Source organism: Lacrimispora brassicae (assembly GCF_054772055.1).
On record NZ_BRYH01000041.1, the window covers coordinates 93,828 to 119,743 of the forward strand.

The window sequence follows — 25,916 nt, forward strand, 5'->3', positions numbered from 1 at the left end:
ATTTCACATAATCCCATTCGTTCCTCTCATGATCCAAATCCCAGACACAAAAAAATGCCCTCCTTGCAGCAAATAGTTTTATTCCTATTTACCACAAAGGGAGCATATCATCCTATGCTGTTTAACAATCATCATGCAAAACCAAAATATCTCATAATACCTAAAAAAATACCATACGCGAATCCATATTGGTCATCACGCAGCTTTTCAGCATCCGACAGATTGCTTAAGTATCCCAATTCCACAAGGTTAGCCGGCATATTGGCATTTCTTAATACGTACAGAGACGGATTTTCCCTGATCCCGTTATTTGCCGTTCCTGTCACCTGGTTTACGCCGTCCATGATCTGCTCTGCCAGCCATTGTGCCTGGGTATAATATTGGTAAATATATACCTCCGTACCATTGATGGCAGGGTTCGGATTCACATTGCAATGTATGCTGATAAAATAGTCGGCCGGCCAGCCATTGGCCAGGGCAACTCTCTGTGCCAGGCTGGTAGTATTATTGGTTCCCAATACAGTAGTTGGTTCCGGCCTGGATACGCGTGCTTCAAACCTTGGATCGCTGTTTAACAGGTTTTGCAGATAAATTCCCACCTGATAATTGATTTCCGATTCACTTAAACCGTTAGCCTCTGCCCCACTGTTAAAAAATCCGCTGGGATTATGACCTTGATCAATAAATATTTTAATAGCCATATGAGCATTTCCTTTCATACTTACTATAATAAATATATGACCTAATCCTGCAAATGCCACATTCTATCAGGTTTTTTGGTTGTTTTTACATAAAACATGATTTACCTTAACAGATCCTGGGCAAGCCCTCGCCGTATAATACATCAATGGTCCGGCTTCCCTGGAGCCTGGTTTTCATTGTCACACCTCTGCCTTCCAGAACGGTTCCGATGATTCCGGCGTTTTTCCCATACTTGCTTTTTTGGACTGCCTGCAAAGCCCTTTGTGCCTGGTTTTCAGGAACAATGGCTATCATTTTCCCTTCGTTTGCCATGTAAAGGGGATCCAGGCCCAGAATATCGCAGAAGCCTCTCACCTGGGTGCTGACCGGAAGAGCTTCTTCCCATATCTCCACCCTGCAGGAGGACTGGTCCGCAGCCTCATTAAGAACCGTAGCAAGCCCGCCCCTGGTAACATCTCTCATACAGTGAACCTGGATATTTTCATCAAGAAGATTTTTTACGATGGAATGAAGAGGAGCACAATCACTTGCGATCTGATTTTCGATCCCCATCCGGCGGGAAAGAATGGCCGCATGGTGTTCTCCCAGGTTGCCGGAAAGAATAACGGCATCTTTTGGCCTGCACTTTGAAATGCTGATGCCTTCCTTCCGGATCTCTCCTATGCCTGAGGTATTGATATAGATTCCGCCGTTTCCCTCCACCACCTTCGTATCACCGGCCACGATCCTTACTCCGGCTTCTTTAGATGCCATGGCCATGGAAGAGGCTATCTGCTCAATGATCTCAAGCTCTGCACCCTCTTCTATAATGAAGCCTGCGGTGAGAAATCTGGGGACAGCACCCATCATGGAAAGGTCGTTTACGGTCCCGCATATGGCAAGCTTACCGATATCTCCTCCTTTAAAAAACAGGGGAGTGACCACAAAGGAATCCGTTGTGTAAGCAATCTTCCCTTTGATATTCAACACTGCGGAATCTTCCAGTTTATTTAGGGTCTTATTATTAAAATGCTTTAAAAACACTTCATTGATGAGATTGCCGGTTTGCTTTCCTCCGCTGCCGTAGGACATATCAATTTTCATGGTTTCTCCTCTCCTTCCATTCTCTTTCTTTCATTTTTGCATACTGATGAATCAATGGGATATGCTCACATATTCAGTTGACGCCCGGTGAAGCAGGGCACGCTGTTCACAAACTCAAGGTTGAGAGAGGTTTTTCTTTCAACCTTAGGATCATGAATTCTGATACCAGATGCCGCAGGTTCCTTCCTGGGATACCATACAGGGACCGATGGCATGAAGCGGGGTGCAGGCTGTTTTAAACAGGGGACAATCCGGCGGATTGATCTGCCCAAGTATCACCGACTTACACTTGCAGCCCGCCGGCATATGCTCTTCCATCTCTTCTTTCTTGCTTCCTGCATCGTAGGCTTTGTATTCTTCCTTAAGCTTTAAAGCGGAATTTTCTATGGTCCCGATTCCTCTCCAATAACCATCTGCTGATTCAAAATACTGCTTAATAAGTGCAGCCGCCTTCTGATTTCCTTCCTCTGTCACAGCGCTGGCATATAGGTTTTTCACCTCAAAGCTCTGCTTCCTGATCTGGGTCATGATCTCGTATACGGCGGCAAGGATATGCTCTCCTTCAAATCCTGCAATTACAAAGGGCTTTCTGTATCTGGAAGCCAGTTCCCGGTATACGCCGCTTCCCGTGATCACGCTGACATGTCCGGGGCTTAAAAACCCGTCAATGGCTTTCTCCTTTTCGCAGAGAAAGGAAAGGGCCGGTACAATGGTTTTTACGGAGGTTAAAAGCTTCAGATTTTCAATTTTCTTCTGTCGGATTTCCTCAAGCAGCAAAGCATAAACAGGAGCCGTGGTTTCAAACCCCACCGCTGCAAAAACATATTGGATTCCTTTGTTTTTTTCTGCTTCCCCAACGGCCATAAGAGGCGAATACAGGATCTTCACCCGCCCTCCGGCCGCCTTTGCTTCTGTCAGGCTCATTTTGCTTCCCTTGACCTTCATCATATCTCCGAAGGTGAGCACGCAATGATTTTCCTTCAGGGAATATTCCGTCAGTTCATCAATATAGGAGGAAGAGGTGACGCAGACCGGACAGCCTGGTCCTGATATCAACTGGATCCTGGGTGAGATCATGGTCCGGATGCCGTTTTTAAAGATGCTGGACGTATGGGTTCCGCATACCTCCATGATCTTTACCGGTCTTCCGTCATAATTTTTCAGTTCACGTATCACCTGGTTGATCATGTTTTTATAGCTCCTCCTGAAGCTGGGAAAATATGGAGAGAATTTCTTTGGCCATATCCTCCTTTAAGACCTCGATGACGCAGCCGGCATGTATGAGAACATAATCTCCCACTTTCGCATCCACCAGCCTTATATTGGCATCAGTAATATTGTCCATAATGTTGATTTTTGCGTAATCACCCCTTATCTGAATCACTTTTCCCGGCACTGCAACACACATGGCATCCCATCCTTTCCAAATCCCTGATCCCGGATTTTAAATATTCATTTCCCACATAAGTCTGGCCCAGACTCACTCCCCCGTCATTGGGGGGAACAGCCGAATTCAAATAAACTTGAAACCCCTTTTCCCTTAAAAGCCTGGTGGTATGTCTGGTCAGCAGGGCATTTTGAAAAACGCCGCCGCTTAAGGCTACGGTATTGCTTAAGTATCTGCTCCCCAGCTTCCCGCAGACAGAGGCCACTGCCTCTGCCAGGGCAAGGTGAAAACCAAGGGCCAAAGAGCCTGTCTCCGCCCTGTTCCTCATGGTGCAGAGGGCTTCAAAGACTGGCCCGGGGTCTAATTCCAAGACACCGTCCTTTTCCTTTATTCCAAAGGAAAGCCTGACAGGATTTACCCGGTTTCTTTCCCCAAGCACTGCCTCTTTTTCCAGCAATATGGCGCATTCTCCCTCATACCGGTTTTCATGCCCGATATTTAAGACAGAGGCTGCCCCATCAAACAACCGCCCCACGCTGGAAGTCAAAACCCTGTTGACATTATGCTCCAGGGCGGCTTTTATCACATCCAGCCTTTCATCCTGAACGTAAGCTTCAAGACCTGCGTGAAGCAGACAGCAGGTTGCCGTCTTCCTGGCATCCCCCATGGACTTATCTCCTCCCAGAATGGGAAACATGCTTAGGTGGGCCGCCCGTATGAATTCCCTTCCTTCACAGACAAGGAATTCTCCGCCCCATATATTCCCGTCCGTCCCATAGCCGGTCCCGTCAAAGGCAACTCCGATTACAGGCCCCTTTAAATCATGCTCCGCCATGACCGACGCAACATGGGCATGGTGGTGCTGCACCTTAAGGACAGGGAGGCCAAGAGCTTCTGCAAAATGCGCCGAGTGGTAGTTGGGATGAAGGTCACAGACCGCCAGCCCTGGGGTTATTCTAAACAGCCTGGTCAGGTCTTCATAGGATCTTTGAAATTCCTCCATAACCGCCTCTTCTTCCAGATCCCCGAAATACTGGGATACCACTGCATTCCCCTTCTGACAAAGGCAAAATGCCGCCTTTAGATCCCCTCCTGCTGCAAAGATCCCGGCCTTTGTCCGGTCTCTTCCTTCTCCCCTGCTTCCCCCTCCTTTGGAAAGGAAAACCGGATAAGGGACATAGCCTCTGCTTCTTCGGATCAATTGGGGCCGGCCTTCTATGATTTTTGCAACGGAATCATCCACGGAACGGAGGATTCTTCTTTTATTGTATAATACACCATCCAGATCAGGTGGGGAGAGAGCCAGCATAGGTTCATCCTCCCGAATAATAGGCTGTCCGGAACGATTGGCACTTGTCATGATCAGAGGTCCCAGCCGTTCCGTCAGCATATGCTGGAGAGGCGTGTAAGGCAGGAAAGCCCCGCAATATATACTTCCATTGCCAACAGAGGGCGCCATGGGATCCTGTTTCATGTTAAGCAGTACAATGGGCCTTGCCTTTGATTCCAGCAGCTTCTTTTCTTCCTCAGAGACCAGGCAGAACCTGCTTATTTCCGGGATCCCGGGAAACATGACTGCAAAGGGCTTTTCCTCCCGCCCCTTTAATTTACGAAGCCGTTTTACCGTATCCTCCCGAAAAGGGGAACAGGCCAGATGATAGCCTCCGATTCCTTTTACTGCAACGATCCCTCCCTTTGACAGCACGGTCAGAGCCTGTTCAAACGCCTCCTTTTCCCGCAGTTCCCCAGGATCATTTTCCCTATGGTGATAGATGAGGTAAGGGCCGCAATCATTGCAGGAAATGGTCTGGGCATGAAAACGCCTGCCAACAGGCCAGGTGTATTCTTCCAGACAGGCACTGCATAAGGGGAAATCCCCCATGGTTGTCCGGTTTCTGTCATAGGGCAGATCCTCGATGATGGTATATCTGGGTCCGCAGGATACGCAGCTAATGAATGGATTCTCATATCTTCTGTCTGATGCATTGGAAAGCTCTTTCATGCATTCCGGGCACACCGGCAGGTCCGGTGGGATCACTGATATTTCTCCCCCGGATTCACTTCCTATGATGATAAAATCTTCAAGGTCCATGAAAGGGATCTCTTCCTCTTCCATCTTTATGATTTCATGGCCGCCCTTCCTGTCTTCTTTAAGGTCAGCCAGGAACCTGCCGATCACATCTCTTTCAGACTGGGCCACGATCTCTACATAACCGCCTACGTTGCGGACCAGACCTTTTATTCCGTATTGTTTTGCAGCACGATAAACAAGGGGTCGGAATCCAACCCCCTGGACAATGCCGTAAACCCTTATTTGTTCTGTAATGACCTTGTTTTTTCCATGATCCATTCTACTACCTTTTCATAGCCTTCTTCCGTCTTACCGGATACCTTGATAACCGGGGCTGTTTGATTCAAAGCCCGGACTCCTTTCATAAAAAAGTCCTGATCAAAATCAATATATGGTAAAAGATCACATTTATTCAACAAAATCAGATCCGCCTTTTCAAAGGCCAGAGGATATATGATATGTTTTCATACCCCACCGCATAAATACAAATCAGGCTCCCCACCAGTCCAACAACCAATACCATGATCGCCGTCAGCTTATCAAAAATCATGGCATGTTCTACTTCAATTTTATTTTTTACCGTAAATTCAAAGCAGACCATTGCTGCCGCCTGTACAAACGATAAAACCGAAACAACATATTTTTTATACCGGATGCCCACAGAAATCACATAGACCGCTATTCCTGCCTCTGCAATTCCCATAATTGCATCAATGGCCTTTTCCCAATGAAAGGAAAAAACAATTCCGCTTTTAAAATATAAACCTGCGGCTGCTAAAGTCAGAACTGCCGTACCTGCTGCACCTGCCCTGACGATCCTGTTTCTTGCCCCATCATCTTTCACCATCAGAATCCCTAAGGCCGCAGCCAATGGAAATAAAATCAATACCGTAATCGCACCCATACATTTATCACCCGGCTTTTGTTTTGTGTACAATTTACACAATTTTAATACCAGGAAGGAAAATATGAAAATTCAACTCAAAGGAAAGAGAGAACTCCGCCTTAAGCAGGGATAAAACGGAAAAATACAGGGTTGACCCATGTTCTTTTGCAAAAATATATACAACTTTTCAACAAAAACAAAGGAAAAATACACAATATCTTAACGCACCTCCGGTTTCCCTCCAGGAAATAGAGATGTGAAGAAACCGTTAAATTAATGGAAAGGGCGAGTTACAAAATAAAACAGGGTCCAGAAACGTTATTTTATTTTAAAACAAGCTTTTTGTGGTAGAATAGAATAAAGAGAACATACAAAAAAGGAGGACCCATATGGAACAGAAACTCCCAACCACCATTGCTGAGTACATCGCAGGCCAAAGCCCGGAAATACAGCCCCTTCTGGGAAAGCTCTACCAGACCATAAAAGAAGCCGCACCGGAAGCAGGGGAAAAGATCAGTTGGGGAATGGCCACATTTGTCTATCACGGTAATCTGGTACATTTCTCAGCAGAGAAAAAACATATCGGATTTCATCCGGCGCCCACCGGGATCAATGCCTTTAAAGAAGATTTAAAGGAATACCGCTGTTCAAAGGGCACGGTACAGTTCCCCTATGACAAGCCCCTCCCCCTTGATCTCATAGGAAAAATGGTCCGCTTCCGGACAGCCGAACAGGAAGCCCTTTTCCAAGAGAAAAAAGCGGGAAAAACAAAGGAAAAAACATTGAGGCCACGGTATCCAATGCCTGACGATGTGATGGCAGAGCTTCAGAAAGAAGGGCTGACTGAGGCCTACGATGCCCGCCCACCTTATCAGAGAAATGATTATGTGGGATGGATCACAAGGGCCAGGCGCCCGGAAACCCGCAGGAAGCGCATGGACCAGATGCTGGACGAACTGCGTTCCGGCGATGCCTACATGGGCATGGCTTATTCCTCCAAAAAAAGCACAAAGGCCGGACCTTTTTAACCGGCCTTTTTTGTTTCCCAAACCATTTCTTAATAATTCTTAATTCCCCTGGATTTCATTGTTATTCTATTTATAAATGATATAATTCATCATATTTCTATATTAATGAATCAAAGGCATATGGCTGCATATCCAGTTGACACCCGATAAAGCGGGGCACACTGTTTACAAACAGGAATTGAAGGATTTTTTTCTTTCAACCTTAAAATAATAGAAAAGGAGGCTGCCCACCCATGAACACAGCACAGCAGATACTGGTAGTGGATGACGATGCGGACATCCGGGAGGTTCTCCGCATTCAGTTGGAGAGCAAAGGCTATTCCGTATGGGAATCCGCAAACGGAAAGGATGCGGTGGCAGCCGTCACGGAAAATCCTGATATTGATCTTATTATTTTAGACATCATGATGCCCGGCTTATCGGGAATCGATGCCTGTACCCAGATCCGGAAGATATCTTCTGCCCCTGTATTGTTTTTAACGGCAAAATCAAAAGAAAGCGATAAAACCGCGGCCTATGAAAACGGCGGCGATGATTACCTGGTAAAGCCATTTTCACAGGCAGAGCTTCTGATGAAGGTCCGCTCTCTTTTAAGAAGATATGTTGTCTATAAAGGGAAGGCGGCGCCTGTTTCGGATCTTTCAAAAATCCGTATTCAGGATATTCTTATTGATACTGCAGGCCGTTTTGTTTACCGGGAAAATCAAAAAATCGAGCTTACGGATACAGAGTACCAGGTTTTGATGTATCTGGTCAGGAACAGGGGAAAAGCCAAGGATGCACAGGCAATCTACGAGGGTGTATGGAATGATAAGTTCTTCCCTTCTTCCACCAATACGGTCATGGTACACATCTTAAAGCTCCGGAAAAAACTGGAACTGGATTTTAATAATCCAGCCATCATACGAACCGTTTGGGGAAAGGGCTATCAGATCGATGAAGCATAAATGGATCTCATCTTTACGGTATAAGCAGATATTTGTATTGATCATTGGGGCAGTGGTCAGCTTTGGAATGTACTTTGCCGCACAGGTCTTTGGCGATTATCTCGTATCCAGAAACCATATGAATGAAGATGCCGCATGGAAGCGGCTGACCAATTATCAAAACTCTTTTGAAAATTATATCAATAAGTACCATGTATCCGTGAAAAACGTAAGATCCATCTCCAAATGGGTGAAGAACCATAAATACGTTTACGTGACCATTTTTAACGGCAATGAAATCATCTACGAATTCGGTTTCTGGAATGATGCCTACGCTTCCTATGAAACCTCCGGCTCCATTGGCGAAAGCAGCAAACAGGCCATAAGGGATATTCATTTCAGCGACGGCACCTATTCCGTATCCATCATTGATTCATCGGAAATAAAGTGGTATAACCTGGTATCCTATGTTTCATGGGGAGTATTTTTCCTGTTTCTGTTTGTGATCCTGATTTTCTATAACCACCGGATCATCGCACGGATCATACTTTTGTCAAAAGAGGTTTCCCTGATTGAAAAAGGGGATCTGGAACAGCCGATTTTTTACAAAGGGAATGACGAGATTGCCCTGCTGGCAAAAAATGCGGATAACATGAGAAATTCCATTATCACAAAATATAAGAGCGAAAAGGAGGCCTGGGAGGCAAACAGCGAGCTGATCACTTCCATGTCCCATGATATCCGGACGCCCCTTACTTCCCTCATCGGCTACCTGGAAATACTGGATTCAAAAAGCTATCATTCGGAAGAACAGTTTGACAAATACATCAAAAGCTGTAAAGAAAAATCCATTCAGTTAAAAGACTTATCCGACCGGCTCTTCCAGTATTTTCTTGTATTCGGCAAAGAACGGATATTAATGCGGATGGAGACATTTGATGGAAAGATCCTGCTCCAGCAGCTTTTTATGGAATACGTGTTTGACCTTGGCAACCTGGGATTTGATGTAAAGACAGAATTTGCAGAGCAATCCTGCAACATAACCGCTGATATCCAATATCTGAGACGGTTGTTCGATAACCTGTTTTCCAATGTAAGAAAATATGCCGGAGGAGATGGGCCGGTCATTGTCAAAAGCCGGACGGACGGCAATAACCTGATCATCACGATCTCCAATGAAATCCGCAGGGACAGCATGATTTTGGAAAGCACTAACATTGGACTTAAAACCTGTCAGAAAATAACAGAGCAAATGAACGGCACCTTTGAGATACAAAAAACAGGGACAAATTTCACCGTCAATGTAACGTTTCCAATGGAACCAGTCAGAGAGGAGTAAAAATCTATGAGAAACGTATTGGAGTATCTGGAACACTCCGCAAGCATTTTTCCGGAGAAAATTGCTGCACAAGATCAGGAAAAAAGCTGCTCTTACAAAGAACTGTTATTAAATGCCAAACGGCTGGGCAGCTTTCTTTCCGAATTTGAATCACCAGGAAGCCCTGTTGTAGTCTTTATGGATAAAAGTGTAGAAGCATTGACAGCATTCATGGGAATCCTATATGCCGGCTGCTTCTATGTTCTCATCAGCCCTGGACAGCCGGCCCACCGCATCCGGCAGATCATGGAGGTCCTTAAGGCAGATTCCGTCATCACCCTGGGAGAACCCAAGGTCCTGCCGGAAGACATGGGATTTACCGGGAATCTCTTTGATTACCATGAAATGCTCAAAAGCGAACCAAGGGAAGAAGCCTTAAAATTCATCCGTGAACAGTCCCTGGACATAGATCCTTTGTACTGCAACTTTACCTCCGGCTCAACAGGCGTTCCAAAGGGTGTATTGGTCAGCCACCGGTCGGTCATTGATTTTATGGAATATTTTCCTTCCATGTTTGGCATAGGGTCAGAAGACATTATCGGGAACCAGGCCCCCTTTGACTTTGATGTATCTGTTAAGGATATTTACTCCACTCTAAAAACCGGGGCGACCATGGTCATCATCCCAAAGAGATTATTCTCCATTCCCACAGAACTGCTGGATTTCCTGTGGGAACGCAAGGTGACCACCCTGATCTGGGCAGTCTCCGCCCTGTGCCTTATCACCCAGTTAAAAGGGTTCACTTATAAAGTTCCTTCCAGGGTCAATAAGGTCTTATTCAGCGGTGAGGCTATGCCGGTAAAACATTTAGCCATCTGGCAGAAATACCTTCCCGATGCAAGTTATGTGAACTTATACGGCCCTACGGAAATCACCTGCAACTGCACCTACTACCCGGTGGACCGGGTATTTGAAGCTCATGAAACCGTGCCCATAGGAAGAGCGTTTCCCAATGAAAAGGTCTTCCTTCTGGACCAGAATGACAGGCTTGTTACGGAAACGGGTCAGATTGGAGAGCTTTGCGTATCCGGGACAGCTCTTGCCCTTGGGTATTATAACAATCCGGAGCAGACAAAACGGGTATTTGTACAGAATCCCCTTAACACCCGCTGCTTAGAAACCATTTACCGCACCGGGGATCTGGCCTTTTATCATGAAAGCGGGGACCTTTGCTTTGCCGGACGCAAGGATTTTCAGATCAAGCACATGGGGCACCGCATTGAACTGGAAGAAATCGAAGCTGCCTTAAACACCTATCCCCTCATTGAACGGGCATGCTGTGTCTTTGATGAGGAAAAAAACCGGATCACGGCATTTTATGTGGGAAATATGGAGGGAAGGGAACTTTCAATCCGGATGAGGGAATCCCTGCCGGTTTATATGATCCCCTCTGTGTTCTGCCCTCTCCCCCTATTACCGGTCACCCCAAACGGAAAAATGGACCGGAAAAAGCTATTAGAAATGGGGAAAGGAAAACAGCCATGAACGAAATGAAATTTGAATATGCCATTCAAAAGTACCAAACTCCCTTCTACATTTTTGATACGGATATCCTGGCCCTGCAGATCCAGAAAATCAGGGATGCCCTGGGACCGGAAGTGGAATTATGCTATGCAATGAAGGCCAATCCCTTTATCATCAAGGAATTGGAAGGACTGGTGGATTCCTTTGAAGTCTGTTCCCCCGGGGAATTTTCCATCTGTGAAAGGGCCGGGATAAACATGGGGAAAGTCGTCATGTCCGGCGTACATAAGAAGCCTGAGGATGTGGAATATGCCCTGAAGCAGTACGGAGACAAGATCATTTATACCGCTGAATCTCTCTCCCACTGGCAGATCCTTGCCGACTGTACCAAACGCCTGCAGCTACCGGTCCGGGTCCTCCTCCGTCTGACCTGCGGAAACCAGTTCGGCATGGATGAAAGCCTGATCCGGCAGATCATTGCAGGCGGTACCCATGAATTTATCACAATTGAGGGGATCCAGTACTTTTCCGGTACCCAAAAGAAATCATTAACAAAGTTGGAAAAGGAGCTTCACATGCTGGACCAGTTCTGCCGGGAATTAAACCAGGAATATTGCTTTGCCGTTAAAAGGCTGGAGTATGGTCCCGGACTTCCCATCTGCTATTTTGAGGAGGAGAAAAATGAAGAGGATCAGATGCTAAATGGCCTTGCTGAGCTCATCAAAAAGCTTACTTTCGGCGGCAGACTGGCATTGGAAATGGGAAGGTTCATGGCTGCCCCCTGCGGTTCCTATGTGACCGGGGTGGTGGATCAGAAGACAAACAAAGGAGATGCCTACTGTATTGTTGACGGCGGTATCCACCAGCTAAACTATTACGGTCAAATGCTCGCCATGAAAAAACCGCCCATCCTTCATTTTAATCACCGGGAGGGAGAGAGAACGGAATGGACGGTCTGCGGCTCTCTTTGCACGGTGAATGATGTGCTTGTCAAGCAATATCCCTTCCAAAACCTTCAGACGGGAGACCAGCTTATTTTCCAGAAGACCGGCGCTTATTCCGCAACAGAAGGCATGTCTTTATTTTTAAGCCGGGACCTGCCGCAGATCCTTCTCTATTCTGCAAAAGAAAATTTCCGTATTGCAAGACCTCACTTTCAAACGAATGTTTTAAACTATTTTAAACCTAAGGAGACAAAACCATGGAACAATTATTAGAAATCTTAAACGATATCAACCCAGGCATTGATTATGAAACAGAAACAAGGCTCATTGACGGAGGACTCCTGGACTCATTTTCTATTCTCTCCCTCATTCCGGAACTTGAGGATGCATTTGGCATCGAGATCACTCCCATAGACATGGTACCTGCTAATTTTAACTCTGCAAATGCAATTTGGGATATGATCCATCGGTTAAAAGAGGAATAAAAGATGGCCTACAATTCACTCCTGTACCTTTTTATCTTTTTGCCGGCTGTATTGCTGGCCTACCAGCTTGCTCCCCAGAGCAGCCGGTATAAAGTACTGTTGTCTGCCAGCTATGTTTTCTTCCTTTCCTTTAGCGGAAGACTTCTGGTATACCTGCTTTTTTCTACCCTCTCCATTCACCACATGGGTCTATGGCTTGCTTCCTGTAAAAAAGACTATATATGGGCAGGATGCACCCCTGAGACTAAAAAGGCAAAAAAGGCAGCCTATGAGGCCAAACGCCGCAGGATCTTATGGCTTGGGATGGGATTGCAGCTTAGCATTTTATTGATTTTAAAATACTCCGGTTTCTTTTTTGAGAACATCAACCTGGTATTAAAAGCAATATCCTTCCCAAGGCTTCTGCCTTCCATGAAGTTTGCCCTGCCCATTGGCATCTCCTTTTACACCCTGCAGGCGATCTCATACCTGATAGATGTTTATTATGACAAAATAGAGGCTGACCACAATTTAGGCAGGCTGGCCTTATACCTCTCCTTTTTTCCAGCCCTTTTGGAAGGCCCTATCTGCCGCTACTCTCAGACCGCCGAAGCCCTCTGCCAGGGAAAGCCCCTGGAATACAAGAATGTTACCTATGGACTTCAGCGGATGATGTGGGGATTATTCAAAAAGCTTGTTATTGCAGACCGTCTTAATCTGCTTGTGGAAACAATCTTTGACACCCCCAATCATTACGGCGGGATCATCGTTTTTGCGGGAGCTGTTTTATATACCTTTCAGCTATACGCGGATTTTTCAGGCTGTATTGACATGACCATCGGAACCGGGGAAATGTTTGGGGTAACCATTCCCGAAAACTTCCGTCAGCCCTTTTTCGCTAAAACCGCATCGGAATTCTGGAGACGCTGGCATATTACCCTTGGCGCCTGGTTAAAGGATTATATTTTTTATCCCATATCCTTAACCAAATTCGTCAAGAATCTGGGAAAACATTCCCGGGCTAAATGGGGAAAGCATTTGGGGCAGGTCATTTCCTCTTCCATTGCCCTGTTCGGCGTGTGGATTTTAAACGGTCTGTGGCACGGAACCGGCTGGAACTATATTTTCTTTGGAATGTACTATTATGTCCTCATATTATTGGGGAATTTACTGGAGCCGGCGGTCCAAAGAATTACCAATGCCTTAAGGATCCGCCGGACCGGCACCTTGTACAGGAGCTTTCAGACCATAAAGCTGCTTTTGATCGTATTTACAGGAGAACTTTTCTTCCGGGCAAACAACCTGACTGCCGGCATGAATATGTTCCGGTCTATTTTCACCGGCTTTCACTGGTCTGCGCTTACAGACGGTTCCCTCCTTAAGCTGGGACTGTCTCTGCCGGATTTCATTGCAATATTCTTTGGTTTTATTGCTGTATACGCAGTGGGTGCAATCCATGAACAAGGGATTTCCATCCGCGAAAGAATTTCCCGTTTGAATATATTGGCCCGCTGGAGCTTACTTTACGCCGCAATCCTCATTGTCATTGTTTTGGGGGCTTACGGCGACGGATACTTACCTGCAAAACTTATTTATGCCGGATTTTAAGAGGGGATGAGATGAAGATCAAAAACAGGATAAAATCAATTTCATTTTTAACCGGACTTTTTATTTTATTGTACATTGCCTCCTACCTGCTTCTTCCTTACAATAACATGGGGGATAACCTATATAAAAAGGCAAACGGCATCCTAAAGGAACCAAAAGACACCATAGACTATGTGGCAATCGGGGACAGCGAATGCAGCGCCAGCATTTCCCCCATGGAGATCTGGAATGCTTACGGCTACTCAGGATATAACTGCGGCGTCCCAAGCCAGCAATTGCAGGATACTTACTATTTGCTGGAACGGCTGCTTAAAAACCAGCATCCAAAAGTTGTTTTTCTGGAAACCAATGCATTTTACCGGGATTTCAAATATATCAACACCCTTGAAACTTCCATAGAAGAAGCTGTCAAAAAAATATTTCCCATCTACAAATACCACGACAACTGGAAACATTTTCATTTTTATATGTTAAAAAGCATAGGCCGTAAGGTAATCCAGGATCCAGTCACTGTTTATAAAGGATATCAATACAGCGCAATCGTAAAGCCCTACAAAAGCGGGCCTTATGTCACGGAAACAGACGATGTCTATGTGATCGATGAGCAGCCCTTATTATACTTGAATAAAATCACGAGCCTTTGCAGGGAAAAGGACATCCAACTGATCCTGTACAGCGCTCCGTCGCCAAAGTGCTGGTCCTATTCCAAGCACAACGCAGCCGCAGCCTTTGCCAATGAAAACCATCTGACTTACATTGACTTAAATCTGGATATTGATACCCTGGATATTGACTGGGCAAAGGATTCCAGGGATGACGGAGATCACTTAAACTACTTTGGAGCGGAAAAGGTGTCAGCCTACATAGGAAACTATTTATCAGAACACACGGACCTGGCCGACCGCCGGAAAGATAATGGGTTTGAGGGCTGGAACAGAGAACTGAAAAATTATCTCAAACTGATGGAACTGAATTAGGACTTAATGAGCATTGGGCGGCAGTCAAACAGGCTGGCCCAATGCTTTTTTAAGGATCTTAAGCCATGGACGGCTTTGGAGCCGTTATTTTTGTATGTAGCCGGACATGAAATCCGCCAGCTTATTACATGCAGTCTTTAGCTGGCTTAGCTCAGGAAGGTAAACCACCCGGAAATGATCCGGTTTTTCCCAGTGGAACCCGCCCCCATGAGTCAGCAGGATCTTCTTATCCTTTAAAAAGTCCAGGACAAATTTTTCATCGTCAGAAATGTTGAATTTATCGGTATCGATTTTAGGGAACATGTAAAAGGCTGCTTTTGGTTTTACTACGGAGATCCCCGGAATGGCATTTAAGGCATCATAGGTGTATTCTCTCTGCTCGTATATTCTCCCGCCGGGAACCAGCAGTTTTTTCGTTTCTTCTTCCATATCCAGGGCGGCCTGGATCACTGACTGGGCCGGGACATTGGAGCAGAGCCTCATGGAGGATAACAGGTTAATCCCTTCCACATAGCCCTTTGCAAAGGATTTATCCCCGCAAAGGCTCATCCAGCCGCATCGGTATCCTGCGATCAGATGGGATTTGGAAAGGCCGTTGTATGTAATGGTCAAAAGATCCGGGGCCAGGGAGGCGATGGACACATGCTCCAGACCGTCTAAAACAAGCCTGTCATATATTTCATCAGCAAAGATGATCAGCCCATGTTTCCGGCAGATTTCCACGATTTCCTCCAGGAGTTCCCTGGGATACAAGGTGCCCGTGGGATTGTTGGGATTGATGATGACGATCCCTTTTGTCCTGCTGGTGATTTTACTTTTTATATCGTTAATATCCGGATACCAATCTGCCTCTTCGTCGCACATATAATGAACAGCAGTCCCTCCTGAAAGGGTCACTGAAGCCGTCCATAAAGGATAGTCCGGGGAGGGAACCAGGATCTCATCCCCGCAGTTTAACAGCCCCTGCATGGATAAGGTGATCAGCTCACTTACGCCGTTACCCGTGTATACATCATCCACCGTAACCTGATCAATCCCTTTTTTCTTACAGTATGCAACAATGGCTCTTCTGGCCGAAAGCAGCCCCTTGGAATCGGAATAGCCCTCCGTATTGGACAGGTTCTCATTCATCAGCTTAAGCAGCTCCTCCGGCGCACGGAAACCAAAGGGGGCAGGATTCCCTATATTTAATTTTAGTATATCAATTCCCTGGTCAATCATCCGGCATGCTTCATCCATGACCGGACCTCTGATGTCATAGCACACATGATCCAGCTTACTGGATTTTTCAAAATTCCTCATAAATATTCTCCTTTTTCTATGTAATTTAATAGGGGAAGGTAATAAAAAAACGCCCTAAACGTCGAAACGTTTAGGGCGAATATACAATCCGTGTTACCACCTAAATTCAGAGAAATCTCTGCACTCTCTACGATACCAGCATATCGTGTCCCTGTAACGTGGGAATACGTTGAAGCCTACTAAACCATCTCCCTGGGATCAAAACGGAGACCGTTATTCGGTCCAAAGCTCCGAGACTGCTTCGATATACTAAAATGAAGATTCGCACCAGCCATCTTCTCTCTGAAATTCATTGTATATGTACTATTTCTCTTCATTGCCTTTTCACTATTTCCGCAATGATATCACAGGAAAGAGGAATTGTCAATTGCTAAAAATATTTTAACAGTCTCACAGATTGCCCCTTCCTCACATCTCCTCATCCGCCGGAAATACGATTCCTCCCTTACGCCTTGCAACCGTCTGGATCTCACTCACCAGCAGGGTATGGTCCAGAAACTGATAGCAGGTTTCTAAATCATTGCTGCAGATCATGTCCTGAAATGCCAGGAATTCATCTAACATACGGTGATCACTTTTATTTTCATTTATTAAAGATTTTGTATTATCATTCATAATGATTTCAAAGCTGTTGCAGATGCTGGCAGGCGTATCCTGATGGATGACCCCCTTATCTCCCTGGATGTTGTTTGCAATGGGCGCCTTACAGTCCTTTGCTCCAACACAGGTACATTTAAAGGTACCGTAATCCAATAGTAATATCCCGGAGGTGTCAATTCCTCTTTCCACATTGGGGAAATATTCTACTTTTAAGGGCCTGCCGAATAATCCTGCCACATAATGGATGTTGTAGATATTAATGTCCATAAGGGCGCCGCCGGAGCACTGAGGATCAAAGGCCGGCAAAATACGGCCCTCTTTAAAGCTGTCGTATCTTCTGGAATATTGGGAATAGTTGCACTGCACGATCCTTATGTTTCCCAGGGAGGGCAGCAGTTCCTTTATCTTTTTAAAATTGGGCAGATGCAGGGTTGTAACCGCTTCAAATAAAAACAGCTTCTTTTCCCTGGCCAGCCCGCTTAATACCAGGGCCTCCTTATAGGTTGTGGTAAAGGGCTTTTCAACGATCACATGCTTTCCTGCCTCCAGTGCTTCTTTCCCAAACTGGAAGTGAAGATGGTTTGGCAGAGCCACATAAATTATATCCACACCGCTGTTTAAAAACTCCTGATAATCCGTAAAAGTATGCTTTATGCTGTATTTTTCCGCAAGCTCCTTACCGGCAGCTTCACTTCTTTTCGTACAGCAAACAGCGGTTACCTCTACGTTATCTAAATAATGAACCATCGGCAGAAATTCCTGCACGATCATTCCTGATCCTACAATACCAAGCTTCATACTTATCACCTCTTCAGTACAATTCAATGTTTCAGTTCCATAAGGGGAGAGCCTTACCTTTCTCCCCTTTTACCTTGCCATCCCCAACATGGCACCGGACAAATAAGGGATCAGCCAGATCAGCCATACAATGATGCTGAATTTGTGAAAATCAGCTCTGGTTTCTTTGTCATCCCTTACTACAACAATAGTAGCCCACACTGCATGAAATACCATGAGCAGAATGGCCAGCAGCCCCGTTATCCCATGAAAATTCAGCCGGAAGCCACTTGCAGAAAGTTTGCCCATGAATGCGGTTCCAATGGTATCAAAGACCAGTCCTGACCAGAAAATTACCAAATGCCACTTTTTAAGCTGTCCCTGGATCCGTTCACTCCATACTCCGATGGTATAAAAAACAAGTGCCAACGTAATGGATATCATTGCATAAATGAGCATAAGACTCCTCCTTTTAAACCACCTTCCTCAATTCTCCTGTTACAGAATCTATCACCAGTCCGTATACCATGATCTCCTCCGGGACAAAGGGATGATTGCGTATCAGCTCTACGGATTTTTTAATGGACAAATCCAGATCCATAAACCCTCCCAACCATGAATCAAAGTCAATCCCATAGTATTTTACCATATCAATATCCCTTTGGGTGATCCCCCGCTGTTTCATTTTTTCTATGATTTTCTTGCTGTCAGTATATCTGGCCCCGCAATCGGTATGACCGATCACAAGGATCTCCTTGACATCCAGTTCATAAATCCCGATCAGCAGGCTTCTCATTGCACTTCCAAAGGGATGGGAAATCATTCCCCCTGCATTTTTGATGATTTTTGCATCGCCGTTTTTAATCCCCAGGGCTGACGGCAACAATTCCGTTAATCTTGTGTCCATACAGGATACGATGGCGACCTTTTTATCTGGATACTTATTGGTAATATATTTTACATATCCTTGGTGCTCAACAAATTCTTTATTATATTGCAGTATTTCATCAATCATCATTCATTCTTCTTCCGCATTTTTATTCCGTCCCCCGTTAAAACAGTTTCAGGTAATTCCCATATCCTTCCTTCACCATCTTTTCCTTGGGAATAAATCTTAAAGAAGCGCTGTTAATGCAATAGCGCAGTCCTCCCCGGTCTATGGGACCATCTTCAAATACATGGCCCAGATGAGCATCTCCCAGGCTGCTCCTTACTTCCGTGCGGATCCTTCCATAGCTCCGGTCCTCCAAGTTATTAACAGACTCCGGATCAATGGGCTTTGAAAAGCTGGGCCATCCACAGCCTGACTCAAATTTATCCGTTGACATAAAGAGCGGTTCCCCTGTTGTAATATCCACATAAATCCCCTCTTCAAATTTATCAAAATACTCATTTTGAAAGGGCGGCTCCGTTACGCTGTTCTGAGTCACTTCAAACTGGAGGTCTGTCAGGCCTTCTTTTAATTCATCTATTGTCTTTTTTCCGTATTTCCTGCTTTTGTCCTCTGCCTTCTTTGCTTTTTCAAATTTATCAGCACCAATATGGCAGTATCCGCCCGGGTTCTTATCCAGGTATTTCTGATGGTATTCTTCTGCCCTGTAAAAGCAGGAAAGAGGCTCTGCTTCAATGGCTATTTTTTCTTCATATTTTTTCTGAAGCTGGTTTATTGACTCCCGGATCACCGCTTCATCCCCGTCATGGGTGAAATAGATTCCGGTACGGTACTGGGACCCCACATCTCCTCCCTGGCGGTTCACGCTCACAGGATTGACCACGTCATAATATAGCTGCAGAATATAGGGCAGCCCTATAACGCTGTCGTCATATTCCACCTTCACTGCTTCCGCATGTCCCGTATTATGGCTGCAAACTTCCTCATAGGTTGGATTCTCGGTATTGCCATTGGCATATCCCACCTCCGTAAACAGGATGCCTGGGATATTCTCCAAGTACTTTTCTGTTCCCCAAAAGCAGCCCCCTGCCAGATAAATTTCTTTTTTCATAGGAATCACCTTTCTTAAAAATAGAATAATAAAGAGAAATCACCTGATATGATATTCCTCCATCAAATTCAGAGCTGACTTTACGATCTGCGCCGTCATACCCCATATGATCCAGTCTTCATATTTGTAAAATAAGACGTCATAGGTTCCTTTTACCCAAGGGTATTTTACCCCTCCCGGAATCCATTCATACGGAAAGTCTTCCGGCGGCTCTGAAATCAGCTTGCTCACAAATCTCTCCGGCTCCTGGCTGTAAAGGAAATCCAAGGGCACTTTTATGATCGCTTCCACCTCATCCCTGCTGAACGTATCCTGATACTCCTTAATGACGCCGATAAAAGGATGGATCATCAGGTTAAACGGCGATAAGTAAATATCTCCCGGCCCCATTACTTCAATCTGCTGTGACAGCACGTTTAATTCTTCCACGGTTTCACGCACCGCACATTCCTCCAGGGATTCCCCTGGTTCAAGCTTTCCTCCGGGAAAACAGACTTCTCCAGGCTGGCGCTTCAGTTGATTGGATCTTTTTTCAAACAGCAGATAAGTGACCCCCGAAATTCGGATCAGGGGAATCAGAACCGCATACTTCCTGAATTTTTCTTCTCCGATAATTCCAGGATGACGGTTGGAAAATTGTTCCTTTTTCAGAATAATGGCCTCCTTCCCCTGGGGATCCGTCCCATATGGACCTTTCCCCAAAATTATGGGATAAATGCTATATAAATTTTACATCAATTTTTACATAATAACAATCATTATTCCTGCTTCTGTGATATATAATCCTTCCTTTCTCCAACCCTTCCATCTTCTTTTCAGAATTTCAGCGCAGGAAAGATAAGGCTTGCCTGCAGGCATGGATCAAAAGTATGTGCCCAAGCTGCCTGCAATAAAACAGCCAATTTAATGGGCCAATTCAATGGCTCCTGATTTTTAAGGACTTCCAGCAATTGTTGTGATATAATCTTTTTTAAGCTATAAAAAAAGAAAAAGCACATCTGACAAATATTGAATAAAACTAAGAGGAAAAGGAGGAATCAACATGAAACAAAATCCTTACGACAACTATATATTTTTTGAAAAATACAGCAACATGGACCGTTCTACCAAAGGCCTTGAGGGTGCAGGCGAATGGAAAACACTTGAAGCAATGCTTCCTGAATTTAAAGACAAGCGGGTATTGGATTTAGGCTGTGGATTTGGCTGGCATTGCCAGTATGCCATAGAACATGGCGCCAAGGCTGTCACAGGTGTGGATATTTCCGGAAAAATGCTCTCAACAGCAAAAGAAAAGACAAGCAGGCAGATCTCCTATCTCCAGATGCCCATAGAAGATATTTCTTTCAGCGAAAATTCCTTTGATGCAGTCATCAGCTCTCTTGCCTTCCACTATCTGGAATCTTTTGATCAGATCCTTGAAAAGGTATCCCTCTGCCTTGTACAGGGAGGAGATTTTGTTTTCTCTGTGGAGCATCCGGTTTTTACTGCTTACGGAAGCCAGGAATGGTATTACGATGAAACGGGAGAGATTCTTCACTTCCCGGTGGATAATTACTTTTTTGAGGGACAAAGACAGGCCAATTTCCTGGGAGAAAGTGTCACGAAATATCACAAAACACTTACAACCTATTTAAATGGCCTGATTCAGAGTGGCTTTGAATTGACCGGAATTGTGGAGCCTCAGCCCTCAGAGCACCTGCTTCAAACCGTCAAAGCCATGGAAGACGAGCTTCGCAGGCCCATGATGCTGATCATTTCAGCCAGGAAAAAATAATCGGCAAAGGAGTCTGTGCGCAGGCTCCTTTAAGGAGCCTGTTCGCTCCCTTCTATACAAAACCGCCAAAGATAGTCCCTGGCTTCCTCTGCATAATCGATTCCCACTCGTTTTGTTGCTGTGATGGGAAAGCTTTCGCCTGTGCCTTCTTCAAAATACACCTGATCACCGCATAAGTCCATGCCGTTAAAGCTTCTGTCCAGGGATAATGCCCTGCACAGCTTTCCCGGCCCATTTAAAAAACCTTTGCGCTGGCTCTTAGACAGCTCCTCATAGGGCTTTCCATATCTGTTTTCTGCCAGCCGCTGGATTCCCTCCAATGGTTCGGCTCCTCTTATTAAAACCGCCTGGGGAATGCCCTTTTCCCTTGTCACCACGTTAAAACAGAAGTACATCCCATAAATTTGAAACATATAGGCAAAACCAGGGTCTCCATACATCACTTCCACCCTTTTAGTCCTCTTTCCTCCGTACGAATGGGCCGCCTTATCCTCAAGGCCCATATATGCCTCTGCCTCCACAATCCTGACCGAAATTCTCTTTCCTTCCCTTTCGTGGACAAGCACCTTTCCTAATAGATCCCTGGCAACCAGGATGGAATCCCTGTTATAGAATTCTCTGTTTAGCTTTCTCATCCCGCAATTCCTCCTTTCGAATTATAATGTTCATAAGCCTTTGAAAGCAGGTTTTGATCCGGCCTATTTAAGCATTGCACTGGAATTTAGCACCGAAGTACTGTATACAAAAAGCACGTCCTGATCATGAAAGGTTACGTAATCACCGATCAGATCACTGGAAATGTAACGGATATCAATCATGGTCACTTTGGAATAACCGTCAAGCAAAAGCGGCGCCAGGCTGCTTCCGAAGGAATCCCGGAATATCACCAGCTCCTTCCCGTTTTTTACACCGGGATTGTCAATTACCAAAAGGGCCGCCGCACCGGATAAATACACATCATAAGGATCATTTCCCAAAAGCTTTTCCCTATCATAAACGGGAGTAGTTTTCCCTGTTTCCCAATTATATACCCTGCAATCATCAATAAGGCCGCTGGTAAGGTATTTTATTTTATCCGGCTTCATAGGCAGGGCAGAATGTCCGTAATATACTCCGTAAAAAGGGTTTTCCACTTCTATCTCCCTGTACTCCCCGGCATGTTCTGTCTCTGTTCCCAACGCCCTCTTAATTTTATCTGCCACCTTAACAAGACGTTCCTGCTTCCAGTGAATATCTGTCTTATAGTAATCATCAATATCTAAAATATCCCATATACCGATGTACTCCCCAAAGCCTGTATTTTCCTTCATAATTTCCATCAGCTTAAAGTAATCTATGGAAGGATAACCGTTTGTTTGTGAGAGAAAATACCCCTTATCAGGAACAATGGTAAGGTATGGTTTTATATTCTCATCCTGCATATATTTTTCATAAAGATACTGAAATTTATCCGCCGCCCTTTGGATCGAAGCTTCATTTAACGGGTATTCGATTTTTACGGCATAGCCATCCTCCATATAGATGCCGTTATTATCTTTCTGCCCCAATAGATAAAACCTGACATACGCCTTTGCTGTTCGGAATAAAAAGCGACATGGAAACTGGTCCTTGGCATACTGTTCAAAATCCTCCATAAAATCCCCCGTAACCACACTTTTTAACGTGAATTCCGGAAACCCGGCCAGCCTTCTTCTTTCGCTGACTGAAATTTCATGAGTTGGCGAAAGCCAGGAAGAAAGAGCCAGAAGAAGCCATACTGCTCCAACCAGAACCACCAGGATCCGGTTCATTTTTTTATCCTTCATTCCTGCCCTCCCTAAAAACGAAAATACAAAAACGGATTAAAAGAAGCGTCTATGAGATAAGCCGTTGTCAGCAAAAGCAGCACCACGCAGACAACAGGCTCCGCCCCGTTGAGGACGGCGGCTCCATAAGGTATTTTACCAATGCGCCCTATGATTTTCCTGGGTAAATCCGTGCTTCCTATGACAGCTATGATAAATACGACCAGATAGCTTCTTAAGTAATAGGCTGACTGGACGCCTGCAAAGGGCAATCCGTTCAGTCCGAACATAGAACGAAGCCGCTCTGCCGATACTGGCAGATCCGGAGCATCGAATATGACAAAGCTTATTATGACAAAGAACATCACATATATATGGGAAATGGCTTTGGGCATTTTCTTAAGGAAACTGCCAAGCCACAGCTTCTCCATCATCAGAAGAACGGCAAAAAGCATTCCCCAAATGACAAAATTCCATGAGGCGCCGTGCCACAGACCGGTGAGCAGCCATACCAGGAAAATGTTAAAAAGCCAGCGCATCCTTCCCACACGGTTTCCTCCTAAGGGAATGTACAGGTAATCCTTAAACCAGGTTCCCAGGGACATATGCCACCTGCGCCAGAATTCCGTGATGCTTCTGGAGATAAAGGGATAATTAAAATTCTCCTGAAAATCAAAGCCAAACACCTTGCCTAAACCAATTGCCATATCACTGTATCCGGAAAAATCAAAATAAATCTGTAACGTAAAGGCCGCAGCGTAAAGCCAGTAGAATAATACGTTTTGTTCCCGGGAATCTGTAAAGATCCTGCACAATTCCCCAAGTGTATTGGCGATCAGCACCTTTTTTGAAATCCCAAATAAAAACCTGCGCATCCCCATGCGGGCTCTTTTTAAGCTGTGCTCCCTTTTTTCCAGAGCTTGTGCAATATCCGTATATCTTACAATGGGTCCTGCGATCAACTGAGGAAAAAATGCCACATAGGCAGCCAATGCCACCAGGTTCTTCTGCGCCTTCGTGTTTTTACGGTAAACATCAATGGTATAGCTGAGGATCTGAAAGGTATAAAAGCTGATGCCAATGGGAAGGACCGTTTTCACCATTGGGACTGATAATCCGGTGAGAGAATTAAAGTTCGCAATAAAAAAATCCGCATATTTAAAATACCCCAGCATTCCCAAGGAAAAGACCAGGGAAGCAACCAGCCATGCCCTTCCCCATGGGGAACCGGAATATCGTTGGATCAATAAGCCAAGAACATAATTTACCAGGACGGACAGGACCATAAACAGGATATACCCAGGCTCTCCCCATCCGTAGAAAATAAGGGAAGAAAAAAGCAATACACCGTTTTTCAGCCTTTTCGGACATACAAAATATACGCCTATAGCCAAAGGCAAAAAATAATATAAAAAGGTTATACTTGAAAATACCATGCCATTACTTTGATAACTGAACGTCAAAATCCCTTCCGCACATTTCCCGGAAGGCATCCACAAGCTTTTGTGAGGTGACGTTATCTTTCATGGCGGAATCAACCATAACAAGCATTACCAGATCATTGTAGGTAACCACCTGCATATCATCCGCCATGACACAGATCCACTTCCTCTGATCAATACCATCCCGCATATCCTTTGCAACCTGTTCTGCATCGCTGGTATCCTTAACACGGACCAGCACAAGAGAATAGGCCTGGGAGCTGATCAATGCCTCGGACACAACGGCTTCCTTTATTTTAGAAGCGTCCTCCAGGCCCATGTTATATTTCACCATATCTTTATTTGTTAAATCTATGGTTGTATTTTCCACATTCAGATCGGCCTTTGCTTTTTCGTAAACCGTCTCAATGATGGCAGTTAAGTCTCCATTGAGGACCTCCTGCTCCTTACCGCCGCTCTCTGTCTTTTTACAGCCCGCAAGGAACACCATAACCATGGCTGCCAATATAAATACTGCTGATATTTTGTTTTTCGTCTTCATGAATATTTCCTCCATTTTTCACTGAATTAATACGATATAAGAATTTGATACTTCCCATCCGTCTCCGGGGTTAATGCCTCCATAAATAAAAATCGTCCCTTGTGAGGACGAGTCCGATTCATTGGCTGAAACATTACACCAGGTGCTTTGACATCCTTACCGGCTCACATAACACAGGGAGCCGGTAAGATCATCTTCAAATGCCAAGGATTCCCGGAAAACTCACCTTGCCGCGGCAAGGCCCTATCTATTTCAATGCCGTGAACATCCAGTTGATGCCATACTTATCCCGCAAAGACCCATGGAGAACCGCAAAAAATGACGGGCCAAGCTCCATATATATTTCTCCGTCCTGCTTTAATATGCTCCATGCCTTTTCCACCAGCTCAGCATCCTTTGTTGTAATGGAAACATACATATTATCGCCCCTGGTACTTTTTTTGGAGCTGTCGGCACACATGAGTTCCATACCGTCAAGGTGCATCCGGGCATGCAAAACCAGATTTTTATCTTCATCGGAAATAGGAAAAGCGGGATTTGGCGGCATGTCGCCATATTTTTGCATCTCAACGATCTTCCCGTCAAATGCTTTTTCATAAGTTTTAACTGCCTCTTCACAGTTTCTGTTAAACATCAAATAATGTCCCAGCATGGAAAAACCTCCTGTTTTTATCTGTTTCATGTGATTATTAGTCATAACTGTTATTTTCTGCTTTCCCTTTTTAAATATACCATGAAAACAGATGATCGCATACAAAAAGATTTCTGACAGATT

The 25,916-nt window shown here is 45.0% G+C and carries 26 protein-coding genes and 1 other annotated feature; of the genes, 9 read left to right on the top strand and 17 right to left on the bottom strand.

Annotated features, from left to right (window positions below; all coding sequences use genetic code 11):
• Positions 1-131: 131 nt before the first annotated feature.
• From ACYVD3_RS18775 to ACYVD3_RS18800, 6 genes are all read right to left on the bottom strand, one after another.
• A complete protein-coding gene (locus tag ACYVD3_RS18775; protein WP_460644015.1) occupies positions 132-701 on the bottom strand; it encodes an N-acetylmuramoyl-L-alanine amidase family protein in 570 nt (189 codons plus the stop codon).
• 106 nt (positions 702-807) lie between these two features.
• Positions 808-1,785, bottom strand: a complete 978-nt coding sequence (gene hypE / locus ACYVD3_RS18780) for a hydrogenase expression/formation protein HypE (RefSeq protein ID WP_460644016.1) — start codon at positions 1,783-1,785, stop codon at positions 808-810.
• 150 nt (positions 1,786-1,935) lie between these two features.
• Positions 1,936-2,973, bottom strand: a complete 1,038-nt coding sequence (hypD, locus tag ACYVD3_RS18785) for a hydrogenase formation protein HypD (RefSeq protein WP_460644017.1) — start codon at positions 2,971-2,973, stop codon at positions 1,936-1,938.
• Positions 2,974-2,977: 4 nt separating this feature from the next.
• A complete protein-coding gene (locus ACYVD3_RS18790; RefSeq protein WP_460644018.1) occupies positions 2,978-3,193 on the bottom strand; it encodes a HypC/HybG/HupF family hydrogenase formation chaperone in 216 nt (71 codons plus the stop codon).
• Positions 3,150-5,522: a carbamoyltransferase HypF gene (gene hypF, locus ACYVD3_RS18795; RefSeq protein ID WP_460644019.1), complete on the bottom strand. Its 2,373-nt coding sequence runs from the start codon at positions 5,520-5,522 to the stop codon at positions 3,150-3,152. The genes ACYVD3_RS18790 and hypF overlap by 44 nt, the downstream gene beginning before the upstream one ends.
• A gap of 142 nt (positions 5,523-5,664) precedes the next feature.
• Positions 5,665-6,147, bottom strand: coding sequence for a hypothetical protein (locus ACYVD3_RS18800; RefSeq protein ID WP_460644020.1), 483 nt, complete (start codon positions 6,145-6,147; stop codon positions 5,665-5,667).
• 371 nt (positions 6,148-6,518) lie between these two features.
• On the opposite strand from ACYVD3_RS18800, the gene ACYVD3_RS18805 reads away from it, so the two are divergent.
• The 8 genes from ACYVD3_RS18805 to ACYVD3_RS18840 all read left to right on the top strand — a co-directional run bounded on the left by ACYVD3_RS18805 (position 6,519) and on the right by ACYVD3_RS18840 (position 14,918).
• On the top strand, positions 6,519-7,157 hold the full coding sequence (locus tag ACYVD3_RS18805; protein WP_460644021.1) for a DUF1801 domain-containing protein: 639 nt from the start codon (positions 6,519-6,521) through the stop codon (positions 7,155-7,157).
• Between the two features lie 233 nt (positions 7,158-7,390).
• Positions 7,391-8,104 (top strand): response regulator transcription factor, encoded by a 714-nt coding sequence (locus ACYVD3_RS18810; protein WP_460644022.1) that lies wholly within the window; start codon positions 7,391-7,393, stop codon positions 8,102-8,104.
• On the top strand, positions 8,094-9,422 hold the full coding sequence (locus ACYVD3_RS18815) for a HAMP domain-containing sensor histidine kinase (RefSeq protein ID WP_460644023.1): 1,329 nt from the start codon (positions 8,094-8,096) through the stop codon (positions 9,420-9,422). The genes ACYVD3_RS18810 and ACYVD3_RS18815 overlap by 11 nt, the downstream gene beginning before the upstream one ends.
• A gap of 6 nt (positions 9,423-9,428) precedes the next feature.
• The gene (locus ACYVD3_RS18820) at positions 9,429-10,946 is read left to right on the top strand and encodes an amino acid adenylation domain-containing protein (protein WP_460644024.1); all 1,518 of its coding nucleotides are present in this window, start codon (positions 9,429-9,431) and stop codon (positions 10,944-10,946) included.
• Complete coding sequence (locus ACYVD3_RS18825; protein WP_460644025.1) at positions 10,943-12,142, top strand: diaminopimelate decarboxylase family protein; 1,200 nt, start codon at positions 10,943-10,945, stop codon at positions 12,140-12,142. Before ACYVD3_RS18820 ends, ACYVD3_RS18825 begins: the two co-directional genes overlap by 4 nt.
• Positions 12,127-12,354: an acyl carrier protein gene (locus ACYVD3_RS18830; RefSeq protein WP_460644026.1), complete on the top strand. Its 228-nt coding sequence runs from the start codon at positions 12,127-12,129 to the stop codon at positions 12,352-12,354. The genes ACYVD3_RS18825 and ACYVD3_RS18830 overlap by 16 nt, the downstream gene beginning before the upstream one ends.
• A gap of 3 nt (positions 12,355-12,357) precedes the next feature.
• Positions 12,358-13,941, top strand: coding sequence for an MBOAT family O-acyltransferase (locus tag ACYVD3_RS18835; RefSeq protein ID WP_460644027.1), 1,584 nt, complete (start codon positions 12,358-12,360; stop codon positions 13,939-13,941).
• An 11-nt stretch (positions 13,942-13,952) separates the two neighbouring features.
• The gene (locus ACYVD3_RS18840) at positions 13,953-14,918 is read left to right on the top strand and encodes a hypothetical protein (RefSeq protein WP_460644028.1); all 966 of its coding nucleotides are present in this window, start codon (positions 13,953-13,955) and stop codon (positions 14,916-14,918) included.
• 84 nt (positions 14,919-15,002) lie between these two features.
• On the opposite strand, the gene ACYVD3_RS18845 is transcribed toward ACYVD3_RS18840, so the two are convergent.
• The 6 genes from ACYVD3_RS18845 to ACYVD3_RS18870 form a co-directional block, all read right to left on the bottom strand.
• Entirely contained in the window at positions 15,003-16,220 is a 1,218-nt protein-coding gene (locus ACYVD3_RS18845) for a pyridoxal phosphate-dependent aminotransferase (protein WP_460644029.1), read from the bottom strand.
• Positions 16,221-16,288: 68 nt separating this feature from the next.
• Positions 16,289-16,546: a binding site (T-box leader), on the bottom strand.
• 82 nt (positions 16,547-16,628) lie between these two features.
• Positions 16,629-17,618, bottom strand: a complete 990-nt coding sequence (locus ACYVD3_RS18850; protein ID WP_460644030.1) for a Gfo/Idh/MocA family oxidoreductase — start codon at positions 17,616-17,618, stop codon at positions 16,629-16,631.
• A 69-nt stretch (positions 17,619-17,687) separates the two neighbouring features.
• Positions 17,688-18,056, bottom strand: coding sequence for an HsmA family protein (locus ACYVD3_RS18855; protein WP_460644031.1), 369 nt, complete (start codon positions 18,054-18,056; stop codon positions 17,688-17,690).
• A gap of 13 nt (positions 18,057-18,069) precedes the next feature.
• Positions 18,070-18,612: a beta-class carbonic anhydrase gene (locus ACYVD3_RS18860; protein WP_460644177.1), complete on the bottom strand. Its 543-nt coding sequence runs from the start codon at positions 18,610-18,612 to the stop codon at positions 18,070-18,072.
• A 37-nt stretch (positions 18,613-18,649) separates the two neighbouring features.
• Entirely contained in the window at positions 18,650-19,600 is a 951-nt protein-coding gene (gene msrB / locus ACYVD3_RS18865; protein WP_460644032.1) for a peptide-methionine (R)-S-oxide reductase MsrB, read from the bottom strand.
• Between the two features lie 39 nt (positions 19,601-19,639).
• Entirely contained in the window at positions 19,640-20,302 is a 663-nt protein-coding gene (locus tag ACYVD3_RS18870; protein WP_460644033.1) for an NUDIX hydrolase, read from the bottom strand.
• Between the two features lie 340 nt (positions 20,303-20,642).
• Here ACYVD3_RS18870 and ACYVD3_RS18875 point away from each other — a divergent pair, with 340 nt between their 5' ends.
• Positions 20,643-21,374, top strand: a complete 732-nt coding sequence (locus ACYVD3_RS18875; protein ID WP_460644034.1) for a class I SAM-dependent methyltransferase — start codon at positions 20,643-20,645, stop codon at positions 21,372-21,374.
• A 29-nt stretch (positions 21,375-21,403) separates the two neighbouring features.
• Here the strand turns inward: ACYVD3_RS18875 and ACYVD3_RS18880 are convergent, their stop codons facing one another.
• The 5 genes from ACYVD3_RS18880 to ACYVD3_RS18900 form a co-directional block, all read right to left on the bottom strand.
• Positions 21,404-22,009, bottom strand: a complete 606-nt coding sequence (locus ACYVD3_RS18880; protein WP_460644035.1) for a DNA-3-methyladenine glycosylase — start codon at positions 22,007-22,009, stop codon at positions 21,404-21,406.
• Positions 22,010-22,072: 63 nt separating this feature from the next.
• Positions 22,073-23,179, bottom strand: a complete 1,107-nt coding sequence (locus ACYVD3_RS18885; protein WP_460644036.1) for a DHHW family protein — start codon at positions 23,177-23,179, stop codon at positions 22,073-22,075.
• A gap of 11 nt (positions 23,180-23,190) precedes the next feature.
• On the bottom strand, positions 23,191-24,621 hold the full coding sequence (locus ACYVD3_RS18890) for an MBOAT family O-acyltransferase (protein WP_460644037.1): 1,431 nt from the start codon (positions 24,619-24,621) through the stop codon (positions 23,191-23,193).
• Positions 24,599-25,141: a hypothetical protein gene (locus ACYVD3_RS18895; protein ID WP_460644038.1), complete on the bottom strand. Its 543-nt coding sequence runs from the start codon at positions 25,139-25,141 to the stop codon at positions 24,599-24,601. The genes ACYVD3_RS18890 and ACYVD3_RS18895 overlap by 23 nt, the downstream gene beginning before the upstream one ends.
• A 247-nt stretch (positions 25,142-25,388) precedes the next feature.
• Positions 25,389-25,793: a VOC family protein gene (locus ACYVD3_RS18900; RefSeq protein WP_460644039.1), complete on the bottom strand. Its 405-nt coding sequence runs from the start codon at positions 25,791-25,793 to the stop codon at positions 25,389-25,391.
• Positions 25,794-25,916: the final 123 nt, after the last annotated feature.

Excerpts from the sequence above, each read along its gene's own strand:
- ACYVD3_RS18775 (WP_460644015.1), bottom strand. The coding sequence starts at position 701 with ATGGCTATTAAAATATTTATTGATCAAGGTCATAATCCCAGCGGATTT.
- hypE (WP_460644016.1), bottom strand. The coding sequence starts at position 1,785 with ATGAAAATTGATATGTCCTACGGCAGCGGAGGAAAGCAAACCGGCAAT.
- hypD (WP_460644017.1), bottom strand. The coding sequence starts at position 2,973 with ATGATCAACCAGGTGATACGTGAACTGAAAAATTATGACGGAAGACCG.
- ACYVD3_RS18790 (WP_460644018.1), bottom strand. The coding sequence starts at position 3,193 with ATGTGTGTTGCAGTGCCGGGAAAAGTGATTCAGATAAGGGGTGATTAC.
- hypF (WP_460644019.1), bottom strand. The coding sequence starts at position 5,522 with ATGGATCATGGAAAAAACAAGGTCATTACAGAACAAATAAGGGTTTAC.
- ACYVD3_RS18800 (WP_460644020.1), bottom strand. The coding sequence starts at position 6,147 with ATGGGTGCGATTACGGTATTGATTTTATTTCCATTGGCTGCGGCCTTA.
- ACYVD3_RS18805 (WP_460644021.1), top strand. The coding sequence starts at position 6,519 with ATGGAACAGAAACTCCCAACCACCATTGCTGAGTACATCGCAGGCCAA.
- ACYVD3_RS18810 (WP_460644022.1), top strand. The coding sequence starts at position 7,391 with ATGAACACAGCACAGCAGATACTGGTAGTGGATGACGATGCGGACATC.
- ACYVD3_RS18815 (WP_460644023.1), top strand. The coding sequence starts at position 8,094 with ATGAAGCATAAATGGATCTCATCTTTACGGTATAAGCAGATATTTGTA.
- ACYVD3_RS18820 (WP_460644024.1), top strand. The coding sequence starts at position 9,429 with ATGAGAAACGTATTGGAGTATCTGGAACACTCCGCAAGCATTTTTCCG.
- ACYVD3_RS18825 (WP_460644025.1), top strand. The coding sequence starts at position 10,943 with ATGAACGAAATGAAATTTGAATATGCCATTCAAAAGTACCAAACTCCC.
- ACYVD3_RS18830 (WP_460644026.1), top strand. The coding sequence starts at position 12,127 with ATGGAACAATTATTAGAAATCTTAAACGATATCAACCCAGGCATTGAT.
- ACYVD3_RS18835 (WP_460644027.1), top strand. The coding sequence starts at position 12,358 with ATGGCCTACAATTCACTCCTGTACCTTTTTATCTTTTTGCCGGCTGTA.
- ACYVD3_RS18840 (WP_460644028.1), top strand. The coding sequence starts at position 13,953 with ATGAAGATCAAAAACAGGATAAAATCAATTTCATTTTTAACCGGACTT.
- ACYVD3_RS18845 (WP_460644029.1), bottom strand. The coding sequence starts at position 16,220 with ATGAGGAATTTTGAAAAATCCAGTAAGCTGGATCATGTGTGCTATGAC.
- ACYVD3_RS18850 (WP_460644030.1), bottom strand. The coding sequence starts at position 17,618 with ATGAAGCTTGGTATTGTAGGATCAGGAATGATCGTGCAGGAATTTCTG.
- ACYVD3_RS18855 (WP_460644031.1), bottom strand. The coding sequence starts at position 18,056 with ATGCTCATTTATGCAATGATATCCATTACGTTGGCACTTGTTTTTTAT.
- ACYVD3_RS18860 (WP_460644177.1), bottom strand. The coding sequence starts at position 18,612 with ATGATTGATGAAATACTGCAATATAATAAAGAATTTGTTGAGCACCAA.
- msrB (WP_460644032.1), bottom strand. The coding sequence starts at position 19,600 with ATGAAAAAAGAAATTTATCTGGCAGGGGGCTGCTTTTGGGGAACAGAA.
- ACYVD3_RS18875 (WP_460644034.1), top strand. The coding sequence starts at position 20,643 with ATGAAACAAAATCCTTACGACAACTATATATTTTTTGAAAAATACAGC.
- ACYVD3_RS18880 (WP_460644035.1), bottom strand. The coding sequence starts at position 22,009 with ATGAGAAAGCTAAACAGAGAATTCTATAACAGGGATTCCATCCTGGTT.
- ACYVD3_RS18885 (WP_460644036.1), bottom strand. The coding sequence starts at position 23,179 with ATGAAGGATAAAAAAATGAACCGGATCCTGGTGGTTCTGGTTGGAGCA.
- ACYVD3_RS18895 (WP_460644038.1), bottom strand. The coding sequence starts at position 25,141 with ATGAAGACGAAAAACAAAATATCAGCAGTATTTATATTGGCAGCCATG.
- ACYVD3_RS18900 (WP_460644039.1), bottom strand. The coding sequence starts at position 25,793 with ATGCTGGGACATTATTTGATGTTTAACAGAAACTGTGAAGAGGCAGTT.